At 65.3% G+C, this 23,193-nt stretch carries 21 protein-coding genes and 1 pseudogene; 7 read left to right on the top strand and 15 right to left on the bottom strand.

Going from position 1 to position 23,193, the window contains the following annotated elements:
• Positions 1 to 11: 11 nt before the first annotated feature.
• Both JJ918_RS06535 and JJ918_RS06540 read right to left on the bottom strand, forming a co-directional pair.
• Positions 12 to 638 (bottom strand): hypothetical protein, encoded by a 627-nt coding sequence (locus tag JJ918_RS06535; protein ID WP_291884790.1) that lies wholly within the window; start codon positions 636 to 638, stop codon positions 12 to 14.
• A 103-nt stretch (positions 639 to 741) separates the two neighbouring features.
• A complete protein-coding gene (locus JJ918_RS06540; RefSeq protein ID WP_291884792.1) occupies positions 742 to 2,205 on the bottom strand; it encodes an AMP nucleosidase in 1,464 nt (487 codons plus the stop codon).
• A 171-nt stretch (positions 2,206 to 2,376) separates the two neighbouring features.
• Between JJ918_RS06540 and JJ918_RS06545 the strand changes: the two genes are divergently transcribed.
• The 3 genes from JJ918_RS06545 (at position 2,377) to JJ918_RS06555 (ending at position 6,846) form a co-directional block, all read left to right on the top strand.
• A complete protein-coding gene (locus tag JJ918_RS06545) occupies positions 2,377 to 3,249 on the top strand; it encodes a DUF308 domain-containing protein (protein WP_291884795.1) in 873 nt (290 codons plus the stop codon).
• A gap of 73 nt (positions 3,250 to 3,322) precedes the next feature.
• Complete coding sequence (locus tag JJ918_RS06550; protein ID WP_291884798.1) at positions 3,323 to 4,138, top strand: crotonase/enoyl-CoA hydratase family protein; 816 nt, start codon at positions 3,323 to 3,325, stop codon at positions 4,136 to 4,138.
• Between the two features lie 134 nt (positions 4,139 to 4,272).
• Positions 4,273 to 6,846: a bifunctional aspartate kinase/diaminopimelate decarboxylase gene (locus tag JJ918_RS06555; protein WP_291884801.1), complete on the top strand. Its 2,574-nt coding sequence runs from the start codon at positions 4,273 to 4,275 to the stop codon at positions 6,844 to 6,846.
• A 9-nt stretch (positions 6,847 to 6,855) separates the two neighbouring features.
• Here the strand turns inward: JJ918_RS06555 and JJ918_RS06560 are convergent, their stop codons facing one another.
• Entirely contained in the window at positions 6,856 to 7,632 is a 777-nt protein-coding gene (locus JJ918_RS06560) for a DUF3800 domain-containing protein (protein ID WP_291884804.1), read from the bottom strand.
• A gap of 253 nt (positions 7,633 to 7,885) precedes the next feature.
• On the opposite strand from JJ918_RS06560, the gene JJ918_RS06565 reads away from it, so the two are divergent.
• A complete protein-coding gene (locus tag JJ918_RS06565) occupies positions 7,886 to 8,191 on the top strand; it encodes a putative quinol monooxygenase (RefSeq protein ID WP_291884807.1) in 306 nt (101 codons plus the stop codon).
• Positions 8,192 to 8,197: 6 nt separating this feature from the next.
• Here the strand turns inward: JJ918_RS06565 and JJ918_RS06570 are convergent, their stop codons facing one another.
• Entirely contained in the window at positions 8,198 to 8,644 is a 447-nt protein-coding gene (locus JJ918_RS06570) for a DUF4396 domain-containing protein (protein ID WP_291884809.1), read from the bottom strand.
• Positions 8,645 to 8,721: 77 nt separating this feature from the next.
• On the opposite strand from JJ918_RS06570, the gene cueR reads away from it, so the two are divergent.
• Positions 8,722 to 9,105, top strand: a complete 384-nt coding sequence (gene cueR / locus JJ918_RS06575) for a Cu(I)-responsive transcriptional regulator (protein ID WP_291884812.1) — start codon at positions 8,722 to 8,724, stop codon at positions 9,103 to 9,105.
• 81 nt (positions 9,106 to 9,186) lie between these two features.
• Positions 9,187 to 9,956 (top strand): annotated as a pseudogene (locus JJ918_RS06580) (IS5 family transposase).
• Positions 9,957 to 10,414: 458 nt separating this feature from the next.
• Here JJ918_RS06580 and ftsH read toward each other — a convergent pair.
• From ftsH to ybgC, 10 genes are all read right to left on the bottom strand, one after another.
• Entirely contained in the window at positions 10,415 to 12,328 is a 1,914-nt protein-coding gene (ftsH, locus tag JJ918_RS06585; protein ID WP_291884815.1) for an ATP-dependent zinc metalloprotease FtsH, read from the bottom strand.
• A 133-nt stretch (positions 12,329 to 12,461) separates the two neighbouring features.
• Positions 12,462 to 13,790 carry a tRNA lysidine(34) synthetase TilS gene (gene tilS, locus JJ918_RS06590; protein WP_291884818.1) on the bottom strand — a complete coding sequence of 443 codons (1,329 nt, stop codon included), beginning with the start codon at positions 13,788 to 13,790 and terminating at the stop codon, positions 12,462 to 12,464.
• Between the two features lie 6 nt (positions 13,791 to 13,796).
• Positions 13,797 to 14,741 carry a tol-pal system protein YbgF gene (gene ybgF / locus JJ918_RS06595; protein WP_291884820.1) on the bottom strand — a complete coding sequence of 315 codons (945 nt, stop codon included), beginning with the start codon at positions 14,739 to 14,741 and terminating at the stop codon, positions 13,797 to 13,799.
• 126 nt (positions 14,742 to 14,867) lie between these two features.
• Positions 14,868 to 15,392, bottom strand: coding sequence for a peptidoglycan-associated lipoprotein Pal (gene pal / locus JJ918_RS06600; protein WP_291884823.1), 525 nt, complete (start codon positions 15,390 to 15,392; stop codon positions 14,868 to 14,870).
• Between the two features lie 131 nt (positions 15,393 to 15,523).
• Complete coding sequence (tolB, locus tag JJ918_RS06605) at positions 15,524 to 16,879, bottom strand: Tol-Pal system beta propeller repeat protein TolB (protein ID WP_291884826.1); 1,356 nt, start codon at positions 16,877 to 16,879, stop codon at positions 15,524 to 15,526.
• 24 nt (positions 16,880 to 16,903) lie between these two features.
• Positions 16,904 to 17,749, bottom strand: coding sequence for a hypothetical protein (locus JJ918_RS06610; protein WP_291884829.1), 846 nt, complete (start codon positions 17,747 to 17,749; stop codon positions 16,904 to 16,906).
• Positions 17,750 to 17,760: 11 nt separating this feature from the next.
• Positions 17,761 to 18,195 carry a biopolymer transporter ExbD gene (locus JJ918_RS06615; RefSeq protein ID WP_291884832.1) on the bottom strand — a complete coding sequence of 145 codons (435 nt, stop codon included), beginning with the start codon at positions 18,193 to 18,195 and terminating at the stop codon, positions 17,761 to 17,763.
• Between the two features lie 3 nt (positions 18,196 to 18,198).
• Positions 18,199 to 18,867 (bottom strand): protein TolQ, encoded by a 669-nt coding sequence (gene tolQ, locus JJ918_RS06620; RefSeq protein WP_291884836.1) that lies wholly within the window; start codon positions 18,865 to 18,867, stop codon positions 18,199 to 18,201.
• A 163-nt stretch (positions 18,868 to 19,030) separates the two neighbouring features.
• Positions 19,031 to 19,648, bottom strand: a complete 618-nt coding sequence (locus JJ918_RS06625; RefSeq protein WP_291884839.1) for a nuclear transport factor 2 family protein — start codon at positions 19,646 to 19,648, stop codon at positions 19,031 to 19,033.
• 102 nt (positions 19,649 to 19,750) lie between these two features.
• Positions 19,751 to 20,224, bottom strand: coding sequence for a tol-pal system-associated acyl-CoA thioesterase (gene ybgC / locus JJ918_RS06630; protein ID WP_291884843.1), 474 nt, complete (start codon positions 20,222 to 20,224; stop codon positions 19,751 to 19,753).
• A gap of 80 nt (positions 20,225 to 20,304) precedes the next feature.
• Here ybgC and JJ918_RS06635 point away from each other — a divergent pair, with 80 nt between their 5' ends.
• Positions 20,305 to 22,101, top strand: a complete 1,797-nt coding sequence (locus JJ918_RS06635; protein ID WP_291884846.1) for an ATP-binding protein — start codon at positions 20,305 to 20,307, stop codon at positions 22,099 to 22,101.
• A 12-nt stretch (positions 22,102 to 22,113) separates the two neighbouring features.
• On the opposite strand, the gene ruvB is transcribed toward JJ918_RS06635, so the two are convergent.
• Positions 22,114 to 23,169 carry a Holliday junction branch migration DNA helicase RuvB gene (gene ruvB / locus JJ918_RS06640; RefSeq protein WP_291884848.1) on the bottom strand — a complete coding sequence of 352 codons (1,056 nt, stop codon included), beginning with the start codon at positions 23,167 to 23,169 and terminating at the stop codon, positions 22,114 to 22,116.
• Positions 23,170 to 23,193 lie beyond the last annotated feature (24 nt).

The following is a 23,193-nucleotide window of genomic DNA, read 5'->3' on the forward strand; positions in this document are numbered from 1 at the left end:
AAAGGATGACTCTAGTCCAGCCCGGCTTCGCGCAGATCTTCAAGCAGGCGGCGGTACTGGTCGATCAGGAAGCGTTCCTGTGAGGCCAGCTCGCTGAAACCGATCTGGGTGAAGCGCAGGCTGGCCTCGAGATCCTGTTCGCGCATCACCTGCGGCCCGGCGAACAGGAGTTCGACGATCTGCCGCCAGGTGGCCTCCACGCCGCTGGCCTGCATGCCGTAGACCCGCGCCGTCCCGGCCACGATGGCGTAGGGCAGCACGTCCAGCCGGCCATGCTGCTGGGCGTGTTGCCAGGCAAAGCTGGACAGGCCGGGCGCATTGACGCCGCGCGGCATGAGGTCGTCGAACTCGTCGAAGGCGACACCGCGGACGGGCTCGCCGGCCGCCGCGATCTCGGCGAGGCGCTCGTCGATCCGCTCGACGACGCTCTCGTGATAATCCACCACCGCTTCGAGCTGGGCGATATTGGTCTCGATCTCGGTGACCACGCGGCCCATCGCCGCTTCGGCCGCACGCCGGTCGGAGACGTCCTCGCGCCATTCATTGACGACGAAACCGAGCACCACCGCGAACACGATGAGTGCCGCCTCGATGACCGCACGGCCAAGCCAGGCCTGGACGGAAGAAGTCTTCGACATGGAGCGCCCCTCGCAAACCAGGGGACATGTACCTGCGGTACGTGTCCCCATCCTCACCCAACGCTTTTACCGGGACACGTACCGCAGGTACATGTCCCTCTTTTCACCGGAAGGGCGGCTCATCGAAACTGCGCAGCTTGCGCGAGTGCAGGGCCGCGCCCTCGTCGCGCTTGAGGATCTCGATTGTCTCGAGACCGGCGGCGAGGTGTTCGGAGACCGAGCGCTGGTAGAAGAGATTGGCCGCACCGGGCAGTTTCAGCTCGCCATGCAACGGCTTGTCGGAGACGCAGAGCAGCGTGCCATAGGGCACCCGCATGCGCAGGCCGTTGGCCGCGATAGTGGCCGATTCCATATCCAGCGCGATGGCGCGCGACTGGTTGATGCGGCGCGACTGGGCGGCATAGGTGAGTTCCCAGTTGCGGTCGGCATAGGTGGCCACGGTGCCGGTACGCAGGCGCGCCTTCAGGGCATCGCCGCTGTCGCCGCTGACCGTGGCGACGGCCTCTTCCAAGGCGATCTGGATTTCCGCGATCGGCGGGATGGGGATCTCGATCGGCAGCGCCTCGTCCAGCACCGCGTCATAGCGCAGATAGGCGTGGGCCAGCACGTAATCGCCCAGACGCTGGGAATGGCGCAGGCCCGCGCAATGGCCGATCATCAGCCAGCATTGCGGGCGCAGCACGGCCAGATGGTCGGTGATATTCTTCGCATTCGAGGGGCCGACACCGATATTCACCAGGGTGATGCCGCGCCCGCCGGGCGCGATCAGGTGATAGGCCGGCATCTGGAAGCGCCGCCAGGGCGCACCTTCCACCAGGGCATGGGCATTGGGCGTATCGGCGTCGACGCGCACATGCCCGGCTGCCGAGAAGGCCTCGTAGTGATTGTCTTCCTTCAGCTGCCGGATGGCCCAGGCGGTGAAGACGTCGACATAGCGGTGGTAATTGGTGAACAGGATGAACTGCTGGGTGTCCTCGTAGGGCGTGCCGGTATAGTGGCGCAGCCGCTGCAGGGAATAGTCGACCCGTGGCGCCTCGAACAGCGAGAGCGGTTTCACCTCGCCCGGCACGGAGGGGCGCTGGCCATTGGGCAGGTCGTCATCGATCCGCGAGAGATCGGCATAGGGGAAGTGACGCACCAGCTCGGCCGGCGTCACCGCATTCATGTCCAGATCGTCAGCGCCGTCGAGCACGTAGGAGAAGGGAATCTCCACCTGCGACGGGCCGGTCTCGATGGTGATCTCGTACTGGTCCGCCAGCAGGGTGAGCTGTTCGATCAGATAGGCGCGATAGAGCTTCGGATGCGTGATCGTGGACGCGTAGACGCCGGTATCGGTGAATTTGCCGAAAGCGCGGCTGACCGGCGGCGGCGGGCCGTCCGGCACGTAGGTAACCCGCAGCTCGGGATAGACGAAAACTCCGGACTTGCGGTCCTGGTCCGATGGCGGCTTCCCACCGGTCAGGAATGTTCTCAGGGCTGTCTGGAGACGTTCAACGGAAGCCTGATAGAGCGCATCGAGCTGCTCCACCGCTTCCTCGGGGCTGTTCGCAACCGTAAAGACTGTCATCGCGCACCTCATGCCCCAATTCTTGCGGGGGGTAAATCTCCCAGATCACGAAATATCGGCGACAGCGCGGGTCCGGGCATCGGGCCCGGCTCGCCTGGCAGGCGAAGTTATTCACAAAGCGTTCAGCTCTGGCGTTTCATCGTGGAGGCTGGAATTAGCGCGGGGGCGTCCATGTTTCTGGTTTTCAACTTCAAGGATCTGAGCAACGCGGTCCTCACCCTGGTACAGCTGCTCATCCTTGCGATGATTTTCATCGTCTTCCCGTTCTGGTTCCTGCAGACACTCATCTATCTCGCCACATCGAGCGGCTGGTATCTCGTTGCCGGCCTGGTCCTTCTCGTCGCGGGCTTCTTTTTCGCCCTGATGAAGAAGCAGATGATGCTGGCAACCCTGCTGGGTATCGCCAGCCTGGCCATGGCTGTTTGTGTCATGGTGGTCGGCAACAATATGCGCACCAACGCCGTCGAATTCGGATCGCCACGCAATGTGCTGTGGGTTCAAAGCCTGGACGCGATCTATCCCTATCCGGTGTGCCGGGATGAGTGCGTCACCTTCCGCCCGATCCTACCGCAAGCCGTCCGGGCCATAACCGACAATGTCAATCTGGATGAGCGCGTCAATTACGATTTCGGCCAGCGCGCGCGCCGCGCACCCGGCTCCATCGAGATCACGAATTATCGCATCACGCCGGAGGATCTGTTCGACCGCTATATCGAGGTCGCCCGCACCGAGGGTGACTGGCTGGCCTTCCACGCCGAATGCGTGCTGGGCGACCGGCAATGCGGTGCCGATAGCGACACGGTCGCCGAAGCCGTCCGGGAGGCCCGTGGCCGCTATGGCATCGATGTGCCTGGCCGCATCGCCGCCCATCTCGGCATGGCTGAGCTGACGCCGGAGACGATGGAAAACTCGGCCGAATTCGCGGCCGCCTGTCACGCCGAGGCCCCCTGCCGCAGCGTCATGGGGGGGATCGGCTGGCCCGTCATTATCGGCGCCGCGTCCGGTCAGCCTGTCGTCGTCCACACGCCGCGCCGCCGCGACTAGACTGAGCCGCCAGCCGTTGGCGGATACCGCCGGAGGCTTTAAGCACGGACGCCTGACACAAAAGGATGGCGTCATGACGCAGCCCCGAACCTTCCACGACCGCGTTGCGGTTTCGCTCAGCGATCATATCGCCCGGATCGAGATGATCCGCGAGGACAAGCTGAACGCGCTCGACCCGGCGATGTTCGACGCGCTGATCGAGGCCGCAGCCTGGCTGCGCGAGCAGCGCGAGGCGCGGGTGGCGATCCTGTCCGGCCGGGGCCGGATGTTCTGCGCCGGGCTGGATTTCGGCAGTTTCGCCGCGATGGCAGGCGAGGACGGGACAGCATCGACCTCGCTGGAGCCGCGCACGCACGGCCTGTGCAATACGCCGCAATACGCCGCTTATGCCTGGCATGAAGCGCCTGTGCCTGTGGTCGTGGCGATCCAGGGCGGCGCGCTGGGCGGCGGGCTGCAGATCGCGCTGGGCGGCGATATCCGCATCGCCGCGCCAGACGCCAAGATCGCCATCGCCGAGACGCAATGGGGCCTGGTGCCCGACATGTCGGGCATGGCCCGCGTGCGCCGCCTGGTGCGCGACGATGTCCTGCGCCGGCTGACCTATACCGCCGAACGCATCGATGGCGGCCAGGCGCGCGAGGCCGGTCTTGTCACCGAAGTGCATCCCGATCCGCAGGCCCGCGCCCTGGAGATCGCACAGCAGATCGCCCATCGCAGCCCCTCGGCCATCCGCGCCTGCAAAGTGCTTCTCAACGGGCTGGACGACGCCAATGCCGGCGAGATCCTGGCCGCCGAGTCCCGCCTGCAGCAGGCGATCATCGGCAAGCCCAACCAGGTGGAGGCCGTGATGGCCAATCTGGACAAGCGGACCCCGGATTTCCGCGACTAGCCAGCACGCAAAATGCGCACAACGGCCCTGCGGACTGAGATTCGCGCAATTATCTGTTGTTGCGCCGCAACAGGGCCTGTATGCACGCCGCGCCCCGAGGGCCACGCCGGCCCTGCGGCGTAATGGAGATAGTCATGAGCAACACGCAGAACTGGGTCGTACTGAAATTCGGCGGCACCAGCGTCAAATCGCTGGCGGACTGGCGTGTTATCTCCAAACGGATCGCCGACGTGCGGGCGGAAGGCAAACGGGTCTTCGTCGTGCACTCGGCCGTCGCGACGATCTCGGACCTGCTCGACACGCTGGTGACCCGCGCGGTCGCCGGCGAGGGCGAGGCCGAACTCGCGGCGATCAAGGCGCGCCATATGGAGCTGGCGACCGAGCTGGGTGTCGAGGGCGAGGCCCTGCTGGCGCCCTATTTCGACGAACTGGACCGGCTGCGGGCCGGCCTGTCGCTGACCGGCGATGTGTCGCCGCGCCTGAAGGCGCGCATCATGGCCCAGGGCGAGCTGATGGCGACGACGCTGGGCCAGGCCTGGCTGGCACGTGAAGGCGTGGCCTCGGCCTGGCTGGACGCGCGCGACCACCTGACCGCCGCCCACGCCTCCGGCGCCCGCGGCTATCTGGCCTGCGACTGCCCCTTCGATGCCGACGCGCATCTGCAGCGCACGCTGGCAGACCTGCCGCCGGTGATCGTCACCCAGGGCTTCATCGCCCGGCGCGAGGATGGCGACACCGCCCTCTTGGGCCGCGGCGGCTCGGATACGTCGGCGAGCTATTTTGCCGCCAAGCTGGGCGCCGAACGTATCGAGATCTGGACCGACGTGCCCGGCTTCTTCTCGGCCGATCCGCGTCTGACCGGCGCCGCCCGCCAGATCCGCTCGCTCGCCTATGAGGAAGCCCAGGAACTGGCCTCGATGGGCGCCGGCGTGCTGCACCCGCGCGCCATCGGCCCGGTGCGCCGCGCCGGTATCGAGATGCAGGTTCTGTGCACGCACCGGCCCGAGATGACGGGCACGACGATCTCGGCCACCCCGTCGGAAGACACGCCGCGCATGAAAGCGGTGTCGGTGAAGCACGGCGTGCGCCTGATCACGCTGGAGACCGACGGCATGTGGCGCGCCTCCGGCTTCCTGGCGCGCGCCTTCGAGCCCTTCTCGCGCCATGGCGTCTCGATCGACCTGGTCTCCACCTCGGAGACCTCGGTCACGGTATCGCTGGACGACGATCCGGGCCTGACGCCGGACGTGCTCGGTGCGCTGGAGGACGAGCTGTCGCAGATCGCCAGCGTCAAGCTGATCGAGGATTGTGCCGCCGTCTCGATGGTCGGCCGCGGCGTGCGCGCCCTGCTCGCCCAACTCGGTCCGGCGATGGAGGCCTTCGCCCATTACCCCGTGCGGCTGGTCTCCCAGGCGGCCAATGACCTCAACCTCACTGTCGTGGTGGATGGCGATCAGGGCCGGCCGCTCTGCCGCCGCCTGCACGACCAGCTGATCCAGCCCAAACCGCGCGACAAGACCTTCGGTCCGTCCTGGCGGGAAATCGGCGAGAACCTGACCGAAGCAGCCCCGGCCGGCGCGGGCACCTGGTGGCGCAACAAGCGTCAGGCGCTGCTCGATCTCTGCCCGGCCGACGGCGCGGTCTATGTCTACGATCTGGAGACCGTGCGCACGCGCGCCGAAGCGGTCTCCGGACTGAAGCATCTCGACCGCGGCTGGTATGCGATGAAGGCGAACGGCCATCCGGACATGATCCGCACCGCCGTGGCTGCGGGCCTGGGCGTGGAATGCGTCTCGATCAACGAGGTCCGCGCGGCCCGCGACGCCGTGCCGGGCCTGGAGGCCGACCGCATCCTGTTCACGCCGAACTTCGCGCCGAAGGCCGAATACGCCGAAGCGCTGGAACTGGGCGTGCATGTCACGCTGGACGGACTGCACCCGCTGCGCGCCTGGCCGGAGATCTTCAAGGGCCGCAAGATCACGCTGCGGATCAATCCGCAGCGCCCGGAAGGCCATCACAAGCATGTCCGCACGGCCGGGCCGGAAGCCAAGTTCGGCCTGCATGCCGACGAGCTGGACGAGGCCCGCACGCTGGCGGCTGACGCCGGCGCGATCGTCAACGGTCTGCACGTGCATTCCGGTTCGGGGATTTCCGACCCGGATCACTGGCGCCGGGTCGGCCTCTTCCTGGTGGAGACGGCGCGGTCGATGCCGGATGTCGAGATCCTCGATCTGGGCGGTGGCCTGTCGGTCGACGAAGCCTCGGGCGTGCGCCGCATCGACATGGCGGCGCTGGATGCCGTGCTGGGCGATCTCAAGACCGCCCATCCGCAATACCAGCTGTGGATCGAGCCGGGCCGCTATATCTCGGCGGAAGCCGGCGTGCTGCTCGCCCGGGTGACCCAGCTCAAACACACCCCGGATGCGCGCTTCATCGGCCTGAATACCGGCATGAACTCGCTGATCCGGCCGGCGCTCTACGGCGCGCGGCACGAGATCGTCAATCTCACCCGGCTCGACGAGGACGCCGCCTGGATCGCCGATATTGTCGGTCCGATCTGCGAAACCGCCGACCGTCTGGGCGCCCAGCGCCTGATGCCGGAAACGCAGGAAGGCGATGTCATGCTGATCGCCAATGGCGGCGCCTATGGCCGCGTCATGTCGTCCAGCTACAACATGCGCGAACCGGCCGGCGAGGTGGCGATCTAGGGAAGCGCCTCAAGAATCCGATTTGAAGGTCTTTTTGCCGTCTGGACCATAGTGGACGTAGCGCGCCGTTCTTTTATGTATCTTACTATGCGTGGACGCTGCATCGACACGTGTCTTAAAATACTTCGTGGCCCATTCCATTTCTGCGTATTCTACAGGAAACTCCTGATGAGTAAGCAAAGGACCGATTATCGATGACACCCAATCTGCCATCTGTATAGTTCCATATAAGTGGCTTTCAACATGATAAGGCGGCTCAACCAAACGCTTGGCTGGCTTTTCTCGAGAAAACATTGTTTTCATAGCGCCTTCCAACAAGCGCGTTCGGGAGCCGTGCTCGTCCATAACTATTAGATAGTTACTTGATTTGGTCGAAAAATATCGCTCAATTTCACGAATAGCGTGACTCAATACGGTTGCATATAACCCTGTCGGCTTCGAACGATCAGGGGTCATATCCTTTACTACTCCATGATAAAATATCTTTCCGCGCCTTTGCTTTATGTTATTTATCAAAGCATACCCAAGGCGCTTATTTTTATGCACTCGCCCAGAGGTAAATAGCGAGTTTCCTTTTTTCTCCCAGACCGACGAATTTGCGCCAGCCAATTCGATATCACGCTCGAAAGCCGCTTCTTTTAGCTTGTGAAACCAATGAGCTAAGTCCCTCACTTGATCGACGTCTAATATAAACCCGCTGACGCCAAATATGGGGCTTGTTTTATATTTTTCGTGATTCTTGGAAACGAAAGGACCTATATGTCCAAATTCGTCTAGAAATACCATATGCATGCGATATTCGTACAAAAGCACGAAAGCCCACACAAGCTATTTGTGTGGGCTCCGGCAACGAGAGCGGGGATATCCCATCGCGTCTCAGACTAGAAACTATGCAAACCCCCTTAAGGTTTCAATAGCGAGCTGCTTTTTTTGCTACACCGCGTGAATCGCTTCACTAGTCTCATTCGATAAATTTTTCCGCTAATTGCGGAACTCTCGCAGTTAAGTCATCTGAAAGCGGCATATCGACAGGACACGCATGTACGGTCTGATCGGGAAGTTCATTGCGGCGGAGGGGCAGCGTGATGCGCTGGTCGATATCCTGCTGGAGGGCATGGCCAGCATGCCGGGCTGTTTCAGCTATGTCGTCGCGCGCGATCCGCAGGAGGCCAGCACGATCTGGATCACCGAGGTCTGGGACAATGCGGAAAGCCACCGCGCCTCGCTGGAACTGCCCTCGGTGCAGCAGGCGATCGCCCGCGGCCGGCCCCTGATTGCAGGCATGGAGCGGATCGCCGAGACCGCACCCGCGGGCGGGCACGGTCTGGCGAAGGAACCGCTCTAGCCGCAATTAGTGGCAGCTCTTTCCCAGCGCGGCGAGGCGCCAGTAATTATAGGGCAGGGGCGCCAGGAAGCCGGCCAGCAGCATGATGGGCAGCACCCACCAGGTCAGCTTGGCACCACCGGTCAGCAGCACATCCACCGAATTCATCACCGCCTCCATGGCGATCATGGAGATGAAGGACATGCCGATGGCGGTCCGGAAGGCGGTCTTCAGGGCCATCTGACGCGACAGGATGAAGGTCTCCAGCGCGATGGAGGTGAGCAGGCCGTTGACGATGGCCAGGCACATGATCGCCAGTGTCGGCCAGGGAATGCCCGTGGCCTGGAAGAAGGCGATGGTGCCGAAATCGCCGATGGAGCAGCCCAGCAGACACCAGGCGGTGTTCTTCGAAGCCCGGCCCCACAGGGGGGCGCGTTGCCAGAAGCCCGGCCGGGCAAGGGAGGTCGCAGTCATGATGATGGTCTCCGGTTTACATCAACTGCCGCACTACCTAATCTTTCCTGTAGCTGGAGAGTCAAGGATATCGCCGCATGAATATCGGAAGCGCTGCCAAGGCCGCCGGACTGCCCGTGAAAACCGTGCGCTATTATGCCGATATCGGCCTGGTCGAAGCGCCGGACCGGACGCAGACCGGCTATCGGCGCTATGATGAGGCGGCTGTCCGCAAGCTGGCCTTCGTGCGCCGCGCCCGCGATTTCGGCTTCTCGATCGAGGAGTGCCGCGAATTGCTCAGCCTGTACGAGGACAAGAGCCGCTCAAGTGCCGATGTCCGCGCCATAGCGGCGGCGCATCTCGAGGAGATCGAGGAGAAGCAGCGCCAGCTGGCCGCCCTGCGTGACGAGCTGGCGCATCTGGTCACCGCCTGCCGCGGCGACGACCGGCCGGACTGTCCGATCCTCGACCGGCTGGGCTAGGTTCAATCGACATTCAGGGATTCACAAAGTTGGTCGGGGTGTGATTCATAGGGTTCCAGATTCATTGATCTGGAGCCTTGGATGTTACGACCGAAGCGCTACGAGCTAAGTGCGGAACAATGGGACCGGATCAAGGATTTACTGCCCGGCAAGGTGGGCGATCCGGGGCGGTCGGGGGCGGATAACCTGACCTTTGTGAACGGGGTGCTCTGGGTCTTGCGGTCCGGCGCGCACTGGCATGATCTTCCGGAGCGTTACGGCAAGTGGAAGACGGTGCACAAGCGCTTCACCCGCTGGGCGAAGGCGGGCGTGTGGGAGCGCGTATTCGCGAATCTGATCCGCGATCCGGACAATGATTATGTCAGCCTGGATTCCAGCCTGGTGCGGGCACATCAGCAGGCAGCCACCGGCAAGGGCGGCGGCCAAAAAGGGGGGACCAGGCTCTGGGGCGATCCCGAGGAGGACTGACCACCAAGATCCACATGGCGGTCGATGCCCTGGGCCGCCCGCTCAAGCTGATCCTGACACCCGGCCAGCGCGGCGATGCGCCGCTCGCCCCGGCCCTTCTTGATGGCCTGTCGCCGCGCCGCGTGCTGGCCGACAAGGCTTACGACTCAAACGCCATCAGAGCGCTGGTCGCAGGCATGGGCGCCGAGGCGGTTATCCCGTGCAATCCAACCCGCAAGCGGCTCATCGCCTATGACTTCGAAGCCTACAAGATGAGAAACACCGTCGAGCGCGGCTTCAACAAACTCAAACACTTCCGCCGCATCGCAACCCGCTTCGACCGCCGCGCAATCTACTTCCTGGGCTTCCTGCAGATCGCTGCTGCCATGCTCTGGATGCGATGAATGTCGATTCAGCCTAGAGCATTTTCAGCAAAAGTGGGGACCGGTTTTGCGGTTCGAAAATGCGACCGCCAAGAACCCGGCATTTTCAGAAAAAGCGGGAACCGGCACCCTGGGGGATATCCGGCAACTTATCCCCGCCCCCTCTCGCTCGCCTATACTGTCTCCACGGTCCGGTGACGCCGGTGCACAGGCGGGCAGGACCGGGTGGCGCTGACGCGGGAAGCGATCGTCCCGCGGCTTAATCCGCTTCACCGGGTTGCAGACGATCCTCCGGGACTTCGCGTGCCCATATCAAGTACCAGATACCCCCCGGCGGGTCGTCTGCAATGCCCGAACCTCCGGCGCCCGGCGCGTGCGGAGCTAGCAGCTTGTGCACCATCTCCCGGACAGTGCCGCAAGAAAAAGCCCGGAACCTTGCGGGTCCGGGCTTTCCGTTTTCGTTCTTACAGTGGCAGCGATCAGGCGCCCTGCGGTTCCGGTCCGGTTTCCGGACCTTCATCCGTCGTCGGCACGGCGCTGGTCGGCGCACTGGGCGGCGGGGTCGGATCGTCTTCCGGGCGGCTCGGCGGCTTGCCGTTCAGCAGGTCGACGATCTCGGCACCGGAGAGGGTCTCGTATTCCAGCAGCCCTTCGGACAGGGTCTCCCAGTCCTTGCGCTTCTCGGTCAGGATGCGGCGCGCCTCATCCATGCCGGCCTGGACCAGACCGCGAACCTCTTCCTCGATCTTGCGGGCCGTGGTGCCGGAGACGGACTTGCTCTGCACCAGCTGCTGGCCCAGGAAGACCTCGCCCTGATTGTCGGCATAGTCGATCGGACCCAGCTCGTCGGAGAAGCCCCACTGGGTGACCATGGCCTTGGCCAGACGGGTCGCCTGCTGGATGTCGGACGCCGCACCGGACGTCACCTTCTCCTTGCCGAACTTCATTTCCTCGGCGACGCGGCCGCCCATCATGATGGCGAGGCGCGAGGTCATCTCCTCGTGCGTCATCGACATCTTGTCGCCTTCCGGCAGCTGCATGACCATGCCCAGCGCGCGGCCGCGCGGGATGATCGTCGCCTTGTGGACCGGGTCGGCCGCGGGCACGTTCAGCGCCACGATGGCGTGACCGGACTCGTGATAGGCGGTCAGCTGCTTTTCCTTCTCGGACATGACCATGGAGCGGCGTTCCGGCCCCATCATGACCTTGTCCTTGGCGTCCTCGAACTCCTGCATGGAGACAAGGCGCTTGTTGCGGCGTGCCGCCAGCAGCGCGGCCTCGTTCACCAGATTGGCGAGGTCGGCACCGGAGAAGCCCGGCGTACCGCGCGCGATAACCTTGGGATCCACATCGGAAGCCAGCGGCACGTCGCGCATATGGACTTTCACGATCTTCTCGCGGCCGGTGATGTCCGGATTGGGCACCACGACCTGGCGGTCGAAACGGCCCGGACGCAGCAGCGCCGGGTCCAGCACGTCCGGACGGTTGGTCGCGGCGATGAGGATGATGCCCTCATTCGACTCGAACCCGTCCATCTCGACGAGGAGCTGGTTCAGCGTCTGCTCGCGCTCGTCATTGCCGCCGCCCAGGCCGGCGCCACGCGAACGGCCGACAGCGTCGATCTCGTCGATGAAGATGATGCAGGGCGCGTTCTTCTTGGCCTGCTCGAACATGTCGCGCACGCGGGACGCACCGACACCGACGAACATTTCCACGAAGTCCGAACCGGAAATGGTGAAGAAGGGCACATTGGCTTCGCCGGCGACAGCGCGGGCGAGCAGCGTCTTACCGGTACCCGGAGGGCCGACCAGCAGCGCGCCTTTCGGGATCTTGCCGCCCAGGCGCTGGAATTTCGACGGATCCTTCAGGTATTCGACGACTTCCTGCAGCTCGTCCTTCGCCTCGTCGACACCGGCGACATCGTCGAAGGTCTTGCGGCCGTGATGCTCGGTCAGAAGGCGCGCCTTGGACTTTCCGAAGCCCATGGCACCGCCGCGTCCGCCGCCCTGCATCTGGCGCATGAAGAAGATCCACACCCCGATCAGCAACAGGAAGGGGAACCAGTTGATCAGCATGGTCACCAGGAAATTGCCGTCCTGGTTCTCTTCCTGAACGCGGATATCGACATCGTTCTCGCGCAGGATGCGGACGGTGTCATTGTCCTGCGGCGGCAGGGTGGCGATGATCGTTTGGCCGGTCGCGGTCTGCGCCCGGATCGTGTCGCCCTGGATGGTCGCCTGGGAAATCTCGTCGCGTTCCACACGGTTGAGGAATTGCGAATAGGTGACCTCGCTGGAAGGCGTCGCGGGGTCGGAGGAATTCTGCAGCAGCTGGAACAGCGCCAGCAGCAGCACGAAGACCAGGGCCCAGATCGCGAGATTTCTCATTTGCATGCGTCAGTTCCGTTCAAGTTTCGGCCGTGTACGACCGATATGTGGGCATTGCGGAGCCATCTTGCCAGCCGGTGCCGCAGTGTGAAAGCGCGTTCGGGAAAGAGCCTAAAGGCGAACTGGCCCGCCTGCCGCGTCATTTTGTATCAAACCATACCGCCGGAGCGGCCGATAGAAGCCGGGTGCAAAATCTGTGCGCCTGCAGCGGTTCGATCTGCACTCGGCTGTCCTGGCTGCCCGGCACGCCTGCCAGGGCGACGACGGTGCCCTCTTTGCACCCGCCTTCGCGCACGGCCAGAAGCCCCGGCCGGGCAAAGCCGGGGATTGCGTCCAGTATATCACGCCGATCAAGGCCATCATATGTCCGGCCCAGAGGTCCGGCCGTGAGGCCGGCACCCAGCCCCGTGACGGCAAAGCGGCCGTCCCAGACACCGTCGGCATCGAGGCTGCCGATGCCCGGACGGTCCACCCGTCCTGTGACGGCACCGGGATCGCGCACCAGCCAGGTGCAGCCCTGCCAGGGCGCCAGCATGACCCCGCCCGCCGTTGCGCGACCTCCCGCAGCCAGAGCCGCAGACAGCCGGCCGATCGCGCGCCGGCCCGGCAGGCTTTCCCGCCCGGAGACGGCCAGCACGGCGGCTTCCAGCACGGCATGGCGGATCACCGGCGCCGCCGCGTTGAGGGCATCGGGATCGATCCTCATTCCGCCCCAGGGCCGGATTTCGCAGGCCTCCGCAGCGAGACGGGCCGCCATTCGCTGTTCGGCATCGCGCAGGGCAGACAGATCGCCCGCCAGCTGCGCCAGCCGGGCGACATCGAAGCCGGTGGCCTCCAATGCCGTGAGACGCTGGCGGATACGCACGCGGGTATAGCGGGCATCCGTGTTGGATGGATCCTCGACCCAGCGCTCGCCCTGCCCCATCAGCCAGTCCCTCAGCACCTGCCGGCGCATCGCCAGCAGCGGACGGTAAAGAACGACATCCCGCCCGTCCGGCCAGACCGGCGACGGCGCGACCGGGCGCATGGCCGCCGCGCCGCGCCAGCCGCCACCGGCCGCAAGCCGCATGGCAAGGGTCTCGATCTGGTCGTCGAGTGTATGGGCGAGGAGAAGCCCCGTCGCCCCGGCCTCGTTGCAGGCCCGGGCCAGCAGATGATGACGAGCCTGGCGCGCGGCCTCCTGCAGACCGCTGGCCGGCTTGGGTCCGGTCCAGACGAGACACTGTGCCGCATGCCCCAGCGCTTCGGCACGGCGCACCACGAAAGCCGCTTCATCGGCGCTTTCGCGGCGCAGGCGATGATCGACCGTCAGGACGTGAAGGGTGCGCCCGGCCTGCGCGGCCCAGCGGCTGGCCGCCAGCAGGAGGGCCAGCGAGTCACTGCCGCCGGAACAGGCGACCGCGAGCGGCCCGGGCGGCACATGCCGGCCGAGCCAGTCGCCGGCCGCGGCCGCCGGATCGCCCGCCATGCGGGATCAGCAGCCGGCGCGAACCGCCTCGCGGGAGGCCCGGGCGCGCGAGGCCGCAGATGCGTTGGGGAACTGGCTGTCGAACCGCTCCAGCGTGCCGCAGGCATCGGCCTGCCGGCCCATGCCGTTCAGCGAGGCCGCCAAGCGCACCAGGGCGTCGGGCGCCTTGTCGCCATTCGGCTCGGCCCGCAGCGCGGCGATATAGGCATCGGCCGCGCCGGTGAAATCGGAGCGTACGAAGAAGGTCTCGCCCAGCCAGTACCAGGCCTCGCCGGTGCGGGCATGATCGGGATAGGCGTTCACGAACTGCTCGAAATCGACCTGGGCACCGCCGAAATCGCCTTCCAGCAGCTTGTCACGGGCATCGCCATACAGCGTTTCCGGATCCCGCGCGGCAGGTGCACGCGTGTCGCTGGACGGCTCGCCGGCCGGGCGGCGCGACGGCGCCCCTAGCACACCCGTCGCTTCGGCACGGGCCTCGGCATAGGGATCGTCGGGATCGACCACGGCAATGTCGCGGCCGCTTTGACCGGCCTCGTCCAGGCCTTCGCTCATCCAGGCGACGGCGTCCTCGTCGAGATCGCCACGATCGACGCCCCCGGCACCGGCAGCGTCCGGACCGCCATCCATACCGTCATACCCGCGAGGCGTACGGCCGCCGCGGTCGAGCTGAGCCTGCAGCGCTTCCACTTGGCTGCGCAGCTGACGGTTCTCGAAGGTGAGGCGTTCGGTTTCGCTGGTCAGCTCGCGCATCTGGTAGTCCAGCTCGTCGAGCCGGCGCAGGAGCGTTTCAGCCACCGGGTCCCCGGCCATCGACGAGGTCTCGACCTCGGCGATCCTCGCTTCCACGGCGTCGAGCCGTTCGGCCAGTTCACGGCGGGACTGGGAATGGGCGGGCGCCGCAACCAGGAGGGCGGCAGTCAGGGCGGACAGGCAGAGTGTCTTGATCATGGAAGGCACCATAATGAGGAGCGCGGCAAAATTACGGCGTCCGGGACGGTCTGCCGCCCCCGGACAAGCAGACGCCCGCGACATGATCTGCCGCGGGCGCCGGAATGCTTGCGGTCAGCGCGTCACCTAGTTGGTGTAGCTGCTGCCGACGATCGAGGTGGTCGCATTGCGGTTGATCGCCCAGCAACGTTCGCCCGACTGCGTGCAGCTCGGACGTTCCTTGCCGTAGGAGGTCGTGGAAATGCGGGACGGATCGACGCCCTGGCTGACCAGATAGGACCGGGCCGCATTGGCGCGGCGGGCGCCGAGAGCCAGGTTGTACTCGCGCGTGCCGCGCTCGTCGCAATTGCCGGCGATCAGGATGCGGGCATCCGGATAGCTGGCAAGCCAGGCGGCCTGGCGGCGCAGGGTCTCGCGGCCTTCAGCCGAAAGATCGTTGCGGTCCAGGTCGAAGAAGACGCGGTCGCCCGCCGTCTGAACAAAATGCTCCGTCGTGCCCGGGATCGGGCCGGCAGGCTGGTTGGACCCGGTATCGGCCGGCTCGACCGAGCGCGGCGGCTCGACCGGCGTGGTATCGTCCGCCGGCGGGGTCGATGCGCAAGCGGTCGCGAAAGCGCCGAGCGCTGCAATGGCAAGCAGTCTGATTTTCATGATGTTACACCCTCATCCGGCCAGCCCCGAAATGAGCACTGGCCTACTCTCTTCACGACACGCGTGACACGGTTTGCGCCTGCGGCTCCCCCAACTGGCGCCGCTCGGCAGAGACGTTAAGCGGAAACCGATTACTCGATCAAGGGCGACCACGCCGGGTCGGAGGCCATTCCGCCCGTTGCCAGCCGCCGCAGATTGAATCCCGCCAGATCGATACTCCAGATTTCGTAACGCGTACCGTCCGAGCGCGGTTCCCCGCGCGTGAACAGCAAAACACGCCCGTTCGGCGACCAGGCCGGTGTATCGACAAAATAGCCCTCGAACAGGATGCGCTCGATGCCCGAGCCGTCGGCCCGCACGACACCCAGCGAGAAAGTGCCGCCGCTCTGCTTGGTAAAGGCAATCAGATCGCCGCGCGGCGACCAGACCGGTGTCGTGTAGATGCCGTCACCGAAGGTGATGCGCTGCACGTCCGTGCCGTCGACATTCATCGTGTAGAGCTGGGAGCCGCCGCCGCGCGACGAGGAGAACACGATCCGCTCGCCATCCGGCGCGAAGGAGGGCTCCACATCGTCAGCCGGGTGCTGGGTCAGCTGGGTAAGATTGCGCGTGCGCAGATCGAACAGGTGGACATCGTGACCCGACCGCCCCTGGATCGACACGGCGAGCCGTTCGCCGTCCGGCGAGAAGCGGGCCGACAGGCTCTGACCGTCCGGATTGAGGCCCGCCTGGCGCATGGCGGAGGAGAAGAGCGCCTCCTGGCGGCCGGTCTCGAGATCGTAGAGATAGGTCGTCGCCTGCCCGTCGAGGAAGGAGACGTAGGTGATTTCCTGCGAGTTCGGCGAATAGTTCGGCAAGAGCGCCATGTAGGAGCGGTCGGTCAGGAAAGACGGGTTGGCACCGTCCTGATCCATCCAGGCCAGCTGGCGCAGCGGCTCGCCATCGGACCCGCGGCCTTCTGAGACATAGACGATGCGCGTGTTGAAATAGCCTTCTTCGCCGGTCAGGCGCTCATAGACCTCGTCGGCGACGCGGTGCGCCACGCGGCGCCAGTTCTCCGGTGCCGTGCGGTATTGCAGGCCCAGCAGCTGTTCTTCCAGACGCGTATCCCAGAGCCGGAAAGCGACAACCAGCCGGCCATCCTCCTGGATCGTCACACTGCCGACCAGAAGCGCCGAGGCGTCGATCACGCGCCAGTCGGAAAAGCGCGGGCGCAGGTCGATATTCTCGATGTCCTCGATATAGGCCGCCTGATCGACCGGCGCGAACAGGCCTGAAGACGCCAGGTCGTTCGTCACGACGCGCGTGATATCCGCACCGCGCGCGGCGGCCTCATCGCTCGAGCCGACAAAGTCCGGCAGCGCGATCGGCAGGGGATCGAGATTGCCGCGGGTCACATCGACGCGCAGCGGCTCCTGGGCCACGGCCAGTCCCGCGAACGCCAGGCTGGCGAGAACGGCGGTGAAGACGGCGATAAGTCGGCTCATGCGGCGAAACTCCAGTCTGATCGATCAGCGGCTGTATAAGGACGGCGCGAAATTGACCTCAATTTGACGCCATTGCGAATAATGCTCCGGAGGCAACGGATAGGGCGCACATTGGTTCGCGGCCCGCAAGGCCCGTTCACCCGCGACGCGGAGATAGGGGTTGGGTGAATTGAGCACGCGCGCCTGGTCGACCAGGCGCGGCGGGCTCGTCAGTTCGCCATTGCGGTCGAGACTGAACACGATCCGCACAGCCAGTTCGTCCGGATCCGGGGCGTCGAGGGAATTGCGCCAGCAGCGCGCCAGATGGCTCTGCAGCATATCCTGCAGCGTCGCCGTCATCTGCTCGCCGTCACCGGCGGACCGGCGGCGGTCGCCGGTGTCGGGCGTGCCCCGGTCGCGGCTTTGGGCAACCTGGCGCTCGATATTGCCCAGCATGTCTTCCAGCGACGGCTCGGCCGGACGCTGCGGCTCGCGGCGCACGGGTTCCGGTTCAGGCTGAGGCTCGGGTTCCGGCTCGGGCTCTTCCTCAACGGGGGCTTCTTCAACCGGTTCCGGCTCAGGCGCCGGTTCGGCTTCAGCCTCGGGTTCCGGAGCGACGGGTTCCGGTTCAGGCTCGGGCTCCGGTTCAGGCTCCGGAGCGGGCGGCGGCGTCTCGATCGCGTCCTCAACGGTCTCTTCTTCCGCCGGCTCTTCCTCGACGGGTTCCGGCTCGGGCGCCGCGGCGCGCACATTGGTCACGTCGGACACCGTGACGAGTTCGATCGGCACGATCGGCGTGTTCTCGAACACCTGTGCGGCCCGGGGCAGATAGACCAGCCCCGCCGCCAGAATGCCGGCATGTACGAAGAGGGAGAGAACAAGACCTCGCACGGATGGCTCCGCTACCGCTCGATCGGGTCCGTCACCAGGCCCAGATTGGTAAAGCCCGCCGCATTGATATTGGCCATCACGCGCGCCACCTCACCGTATGCCGCGCCATCGTCGGCACGGATATAGATGCGGCTTTCATAGCCTGTGCCCGCAATGGCCCGCAGGCGCGGCGCCAGTTCGGCGAGTTCGACTTCGGTTTCCTGCAGGAAAATCCCGCCATCCGCCGTGATCGTGATGGTCAGCGGCTCCTCGCCGGAGGGCAGGTTGCGCGCCTCGGTTTCGGGCAGATCGACCGGAACGCCGACAGTCAGTAGCGGCGCCGTGATCATGAAGACGATCAGCAGGACGAGCATCACGTCGACGAAGGGCGTGACATTGATTTCCGCCTTGGGTTTCCAGCGGGCCCGGCCGCGACCGGATCCGCCGCTGTCGAGAGAAACGGCCATGGACTAGTCTCCATCCCGCTCGGCCAGCGCCGACAGCTCGTCGACAAATCCGTCCAGCCGCGCGCCATACTTGGCGAGATTGGCGGACAGGGCGTTGAAGAAGATCACCGCCGGCACAGCGGCCAGAAGGCCCAGCGCGGTGGCGAACAGCGCTTCGGCGATACCGGGCGCGACGACGGCAAGATTCGTGTCCTGCGAGGCGGCGATCGAGCGGAAGGCGTTCATGATGCCCCAGACCGTACCGAACAGGCCGATAAAGGGCGCTGCCGAGGCAATGGTCGCCAGGATGCCCAGGCCGCCTTCGGTATTCGTCATCTGCCGGCCCGCTTCGGCGCCGGCTGCCTTGGACACACGGCCGCCTGCATTGTCGCCATTCCATTCGCGCAGCCCTGCCGCGAAAACGCGGGAGAAGGGCTCCTTGGGGTTCTTGGCAAACTGGTCGGTCAGCGCGTCGAGCGACCGGCCTGCCCAGAATTCGCGCTCGAAATGACGCGCCTTGGCATGCAGGCCGCGCAGATGAAACGCCTTGTCGATGGCGATGGCCCAGGACCAGACCGACATGAAGGCCAGAATGGCCATCACGCTTTTTACCACCCAGTCGGCACGCATGAAGAGCGCATAGAAGCTGAACCCTTCGATCGCCTGCGCAACCTCGACGACACTCGATTCCATGAACCTACCCTCTGGATCGGCCGCTCCGTTCCGACGCGGCGAGACTAAACCGGTATGACACCATGCATATTGAGTGCCTGACGGCTACCCGGTCCTGCGGTCCGGCCCGCTATGCACAGCGATTAAGGCGAATTTCGGGAGAAATAGCACATCCGCGCAGCGATCAGGACTCGTCGTTATGGGCCACCGTGTGCGGGGCGACCGGCTGGATCGCGTCCCAGTGTTCCACAATCATCCCGTCGGCCAGACGAAACAGGTCGCAGGCCCTGAAATTCTGGCCTGCTTCATCGAAGCAGGAGAAAACTGCTGCAAAATCGCCCTCTGCAACCAGGTCGTCGATTCCGTGATAGCGCACACCGTCGCGCGGTCCGCGCCGGGCAATCAGCTGATCCAGCCGTTCGCGCTGGCCGCTCGGCCCGGCTCGCAGAAGATCGAAGGCGACGTGATCGATAAAGGGCTCGAGCGTTGCCCGGGCCGCACCGGCCATCACGGCGTCGATGAACCCGCGCACCTGAACCCGGCTGGTCTCGGTGTTCTCCGGCGGCCCGTTCGGAATGGCATAGGCCGCCATCGACGATACGATCCGCTCCTCACAGACCGGACTTACGGAAATCTGCCGGCGCACCGACATCAGACCGCTGTCATCGGTCCGGATCAGGCTCATTGTCAGCCAGGCCTCGGCACCGCCTTCCGGCTCATGCACGGCTTTCACGAAAGTATCCGGCCCGTCCTGCAGAACACGGGTGACGGAAAAGCCGAAATTGGGCGGGCGACCAGACATGTCTGCCTGCTTGTCCTGTCCTTCGTCCAACCGGGGCTCCCTTTTGCCCAAGGGTAACCACCGATGTTGCTTTGCGGCAAGCCCCTGCGGAAACGAAGGAATTCAAACCGACGGCCAGTCGGCACCTGCCGGAAGGACAAATGACGCCCAACGCGCCGCCATGGATCGCGGCGGCCGCTTGGCCCGGCCAGCCCCGTCAATACAGACCGCCTGCACCTGTGCACCGGCGATCGTTTCGGGACCGCGGCGGATCCTCTGGTCGATCATCAGGCGCGCGCCCTTCTGCGGCCGGTAGAGCGTCTCCACGACAAGAACGTCATCCACCCGTGCCGCCTTTTCGAATTCGACATTCATCCGCCGGACCGCGAAGGCGAGCGGCTCGTCGGCGGCGGCCAGTTCGGAGTGGTGAATGCCGATCGCTCGCAAGCTTTCCGTCCGCCCGCGCTCGAAGAAGTGCAGATACCGCGCATGGTAGACGATGCCGGAGAAGTCGGTGTCCTCGTAATAAACGCGCACCGGCAGCCGGTGAATGCGGTCCGGCCCGAAACGGCCGGATGCGGGCATCAAGTCTGTCATCGTTAATCCATTTTCAGCGTCCTGCCGCCAGAATGCGCACCGGGACAAGACAGAGATAGTCGGCAAGGGGGCCGGATGTCATGAGAAAGCTGTGGGAACTGGCATGGCCGCCGGTCCGGGACGGTGACATCCTGCGCGCAGCGCGCGAGCGCATGCTGAACATTATGGCGATCACCGTGGCTGTGCTCGGCGGCTTTGCCGGTGCCCTCAACTTCGTCGAGAACATCGAGGTTTATCCTGTCCAGGCGAGCGCCGGGCTTGTCATTCCGCTCAGCGCACTGTCGATCCCGCTCATCGCACGCAGTCCACGACTGGTGAAGCCGGCGGGTATCGCCTTGTGTGTCGCTCTCTACCTGCTAGTGACCGGGATGATCGGCACAATCGGTGGCATGTACCACCCTGCAGCCATCTATTTCGTTGGCCTGCCGGTCCCGGCTGCTTTCCTGATCGGTCACAGATCCGGCCTTGTTGCCGCGCTCTTGTGCTGCCTTACCATGCTGTTGCTCTACTCGGTCGGTGGTCCGGGCGGTCTCATCGAGAATCCCTTCGAGAACGATATTTCCGCCTACCAGGTGGGCTGGACAACCGTCGTCCTCGTTATCATCACGCTGGGTGTGGGCATCGCTGCATCCGTCTTCCAGCACGAGCTGGAGGGCGCCGGACGCGCACTCGACCAGGCGCGCCAGAGCGCCAACGCCGCCAATCGCGCCAAGTCGGACTTCCTGGCCGGCATGAGTCACGAAATCCGCACCCCCATGAACGCCGTGCTGGGCATGGCACAGGCGCTGGAGCAGGCCGATATTCCCGATGCTCACAAGCGGCAGGCCGAGACCCTGGCCCGGTCCGGCCGCCTGTTGCTGCGCCTGGTCAATGATGTGCTGGACCTGTCGAAGATCGAGGCCGGCAAGCTGGAGATCGAGGCCACACGCTTCAACCTCGCCGACGTCGCCGGAACGGTGGAAGCGCTCTACGGCCCGGCGGCGCGTGAAAAGGGTATCGGTTTCTCCATCGCGCTTGGTGAGGGCGCCCGGGAGGACCTGATCGGCGACCCGGTGCGGATCAGCCAGGTCCTGAACAATTTGGTGTCCAATGCCATCAAGTTCACGGCCGAAGGCGAGGTGCGCGTCGAAATCGACTGCGAGCGCGCCGCAAGCTTGCCGGGACGGGACATCCGGATCACCGTGCGCGATACCGGGATCGGCATCGCCGCACCGGACGTCGAACGCCTCTTCCAGCCCTTCACCCAGGCCAAGCCGGGAACGGCGCGTACTTTCGGCGGCACGGGGCTCGGACTGGCGATCTGCCGGCGCCTGTGCGAACTGATGAGCGGCGAGATCGCCGTCGACAGCACGCCGGGCTCCGGCTCGACCTTCCGTGTCCGGCTGCGCGTGGATCCGGCCGACACGGCGGCGCCCGTACTGGACTGCGGCTGCCCGTCGGCCTTGTGCGACACCGCCCTGCGCGGCCAGCGCCTCCGTGTCCTGGCCGCCGACGACAATCTGACCAATCGCATGGTGCTGAAAGCCTTGCTGGCCGATGTGACGGAGACGCTCGTGATGGTCGAGGACGGGCAGCAGGCCCTCGACGCCCTCGCAAGCGGCGATTTCGATCTTGTCCTGATGGATTCCCAGATGCCCGTTCTCGACGGGATCACCGCAACCCGGCAGCTGCGCGAGCGGGAAGCGGCTGCAGGCCGCGCGCCGGTGCCGGTCTATGCCGTGACGGCCAATGTGATGCAGACCCATATCAACGAGTATGTGTCCGCAGGCATGACCGGCGTGATCGCAAAGCCGATTTCGCGGGAAGCCCTGCTGGAAGTCCTGGGCCAGCATACACGTGACGCCGCAATGCCGGCCGCGACCAGACGCAGCGCCTGACGGGGCTGCGGTCTACTTGCCAAACAGGCCGGTCTGACCGGTATTGCCGCTTTGCGGCGGCGCCAGTCCCAGATGCTCCCATGCCCGCGCAGCGGCCAGTCGGCCACGCGGTGTGCGCTGGATGAAGCCCTGCTGGATCAGGAAGGGTTCGACCACGTCCTCCAGCGCGTCGCGCGCCTCGGCGAGTGCCGCAGCAAGCGTCTCGACCCCGACGGGGCCGCCGCCGAAGCTCTCGGTGAGCGCCTTGAGATAGCGGCGGTCCAGACTGTCCAGGCCCAGCGCATCGACTTCCAGACGCCCCAGGGCGCGATCGGCGACAGGTGCGGATATCTCGGTTGCCCCTTCCGCCTCCGCGAAGTCCCGGACCCGGCGCAGCAGACGGCCGGCCACGCGCGGCGTGCCGCGGGCGCGGCGCGCGATCTCGCGAGCCCCGTCCGGCGTCGCATCGATACCGAACTTGCTGGCCGCCCGCGAGACGATAAAGCCGAGTTCGGCCTCGTCATAGAATTCCAGCCGGACAGGCACACCGAACCGGTCGCGCAGCGGCGTCGCCAGCAGGCCAGCCCGCGTGGTTGCGCCGACCAGTGTGAAGGGCGGCAACTCGATCCGGACCGTGCGGGCGGAAGGCCCCTCGCCGATCACGAGATCGAGGCAGAAGTCCTCCATCGCCGGATAGAGGATTTCCTCGACCGCGGGGGCAAGCCGGTGGATCTCGTCGATAAAGAGAACGTCGCGCGGCTCCAGATTGGTCAGGATGGCGGCCAGGTCGCCCGCCTTTGCAATCACCGGCCCCGAGGTCGCCCGGAAGCCGACACCCATTTCCCGCGCCACGATCTGGGCCAGCGTCGTCTTGCCGAGGCCGGGCGGTCCGGACAGCAGGACGTGGTCCAGCGCCTCCTCGCGGCGGCGGGCCGCCTCGACGAAGACCTTGAGATTGGCGATGGCCGCCTTCTGACCGACGAAGTCGGAAAAGCTGAGCGGGCGCAGCGCACGGTCCCGCCCGTCGCCGGGTTGTTGTTCCCGGCCGATCAGTCGTTCGTCGTCGTCGCTGTCGGGCATGTCGCTCATCAGACCGGGTCTAGACCGATCCGC

It is taken from the genome of Maricaulis sp. (assembly GCF_017642925.1).
GTDB lineage: Bacteria > Pseudomonadota > Alphaproteobacteria > Caulobacterales > Maricaulaceae > Maricaulis.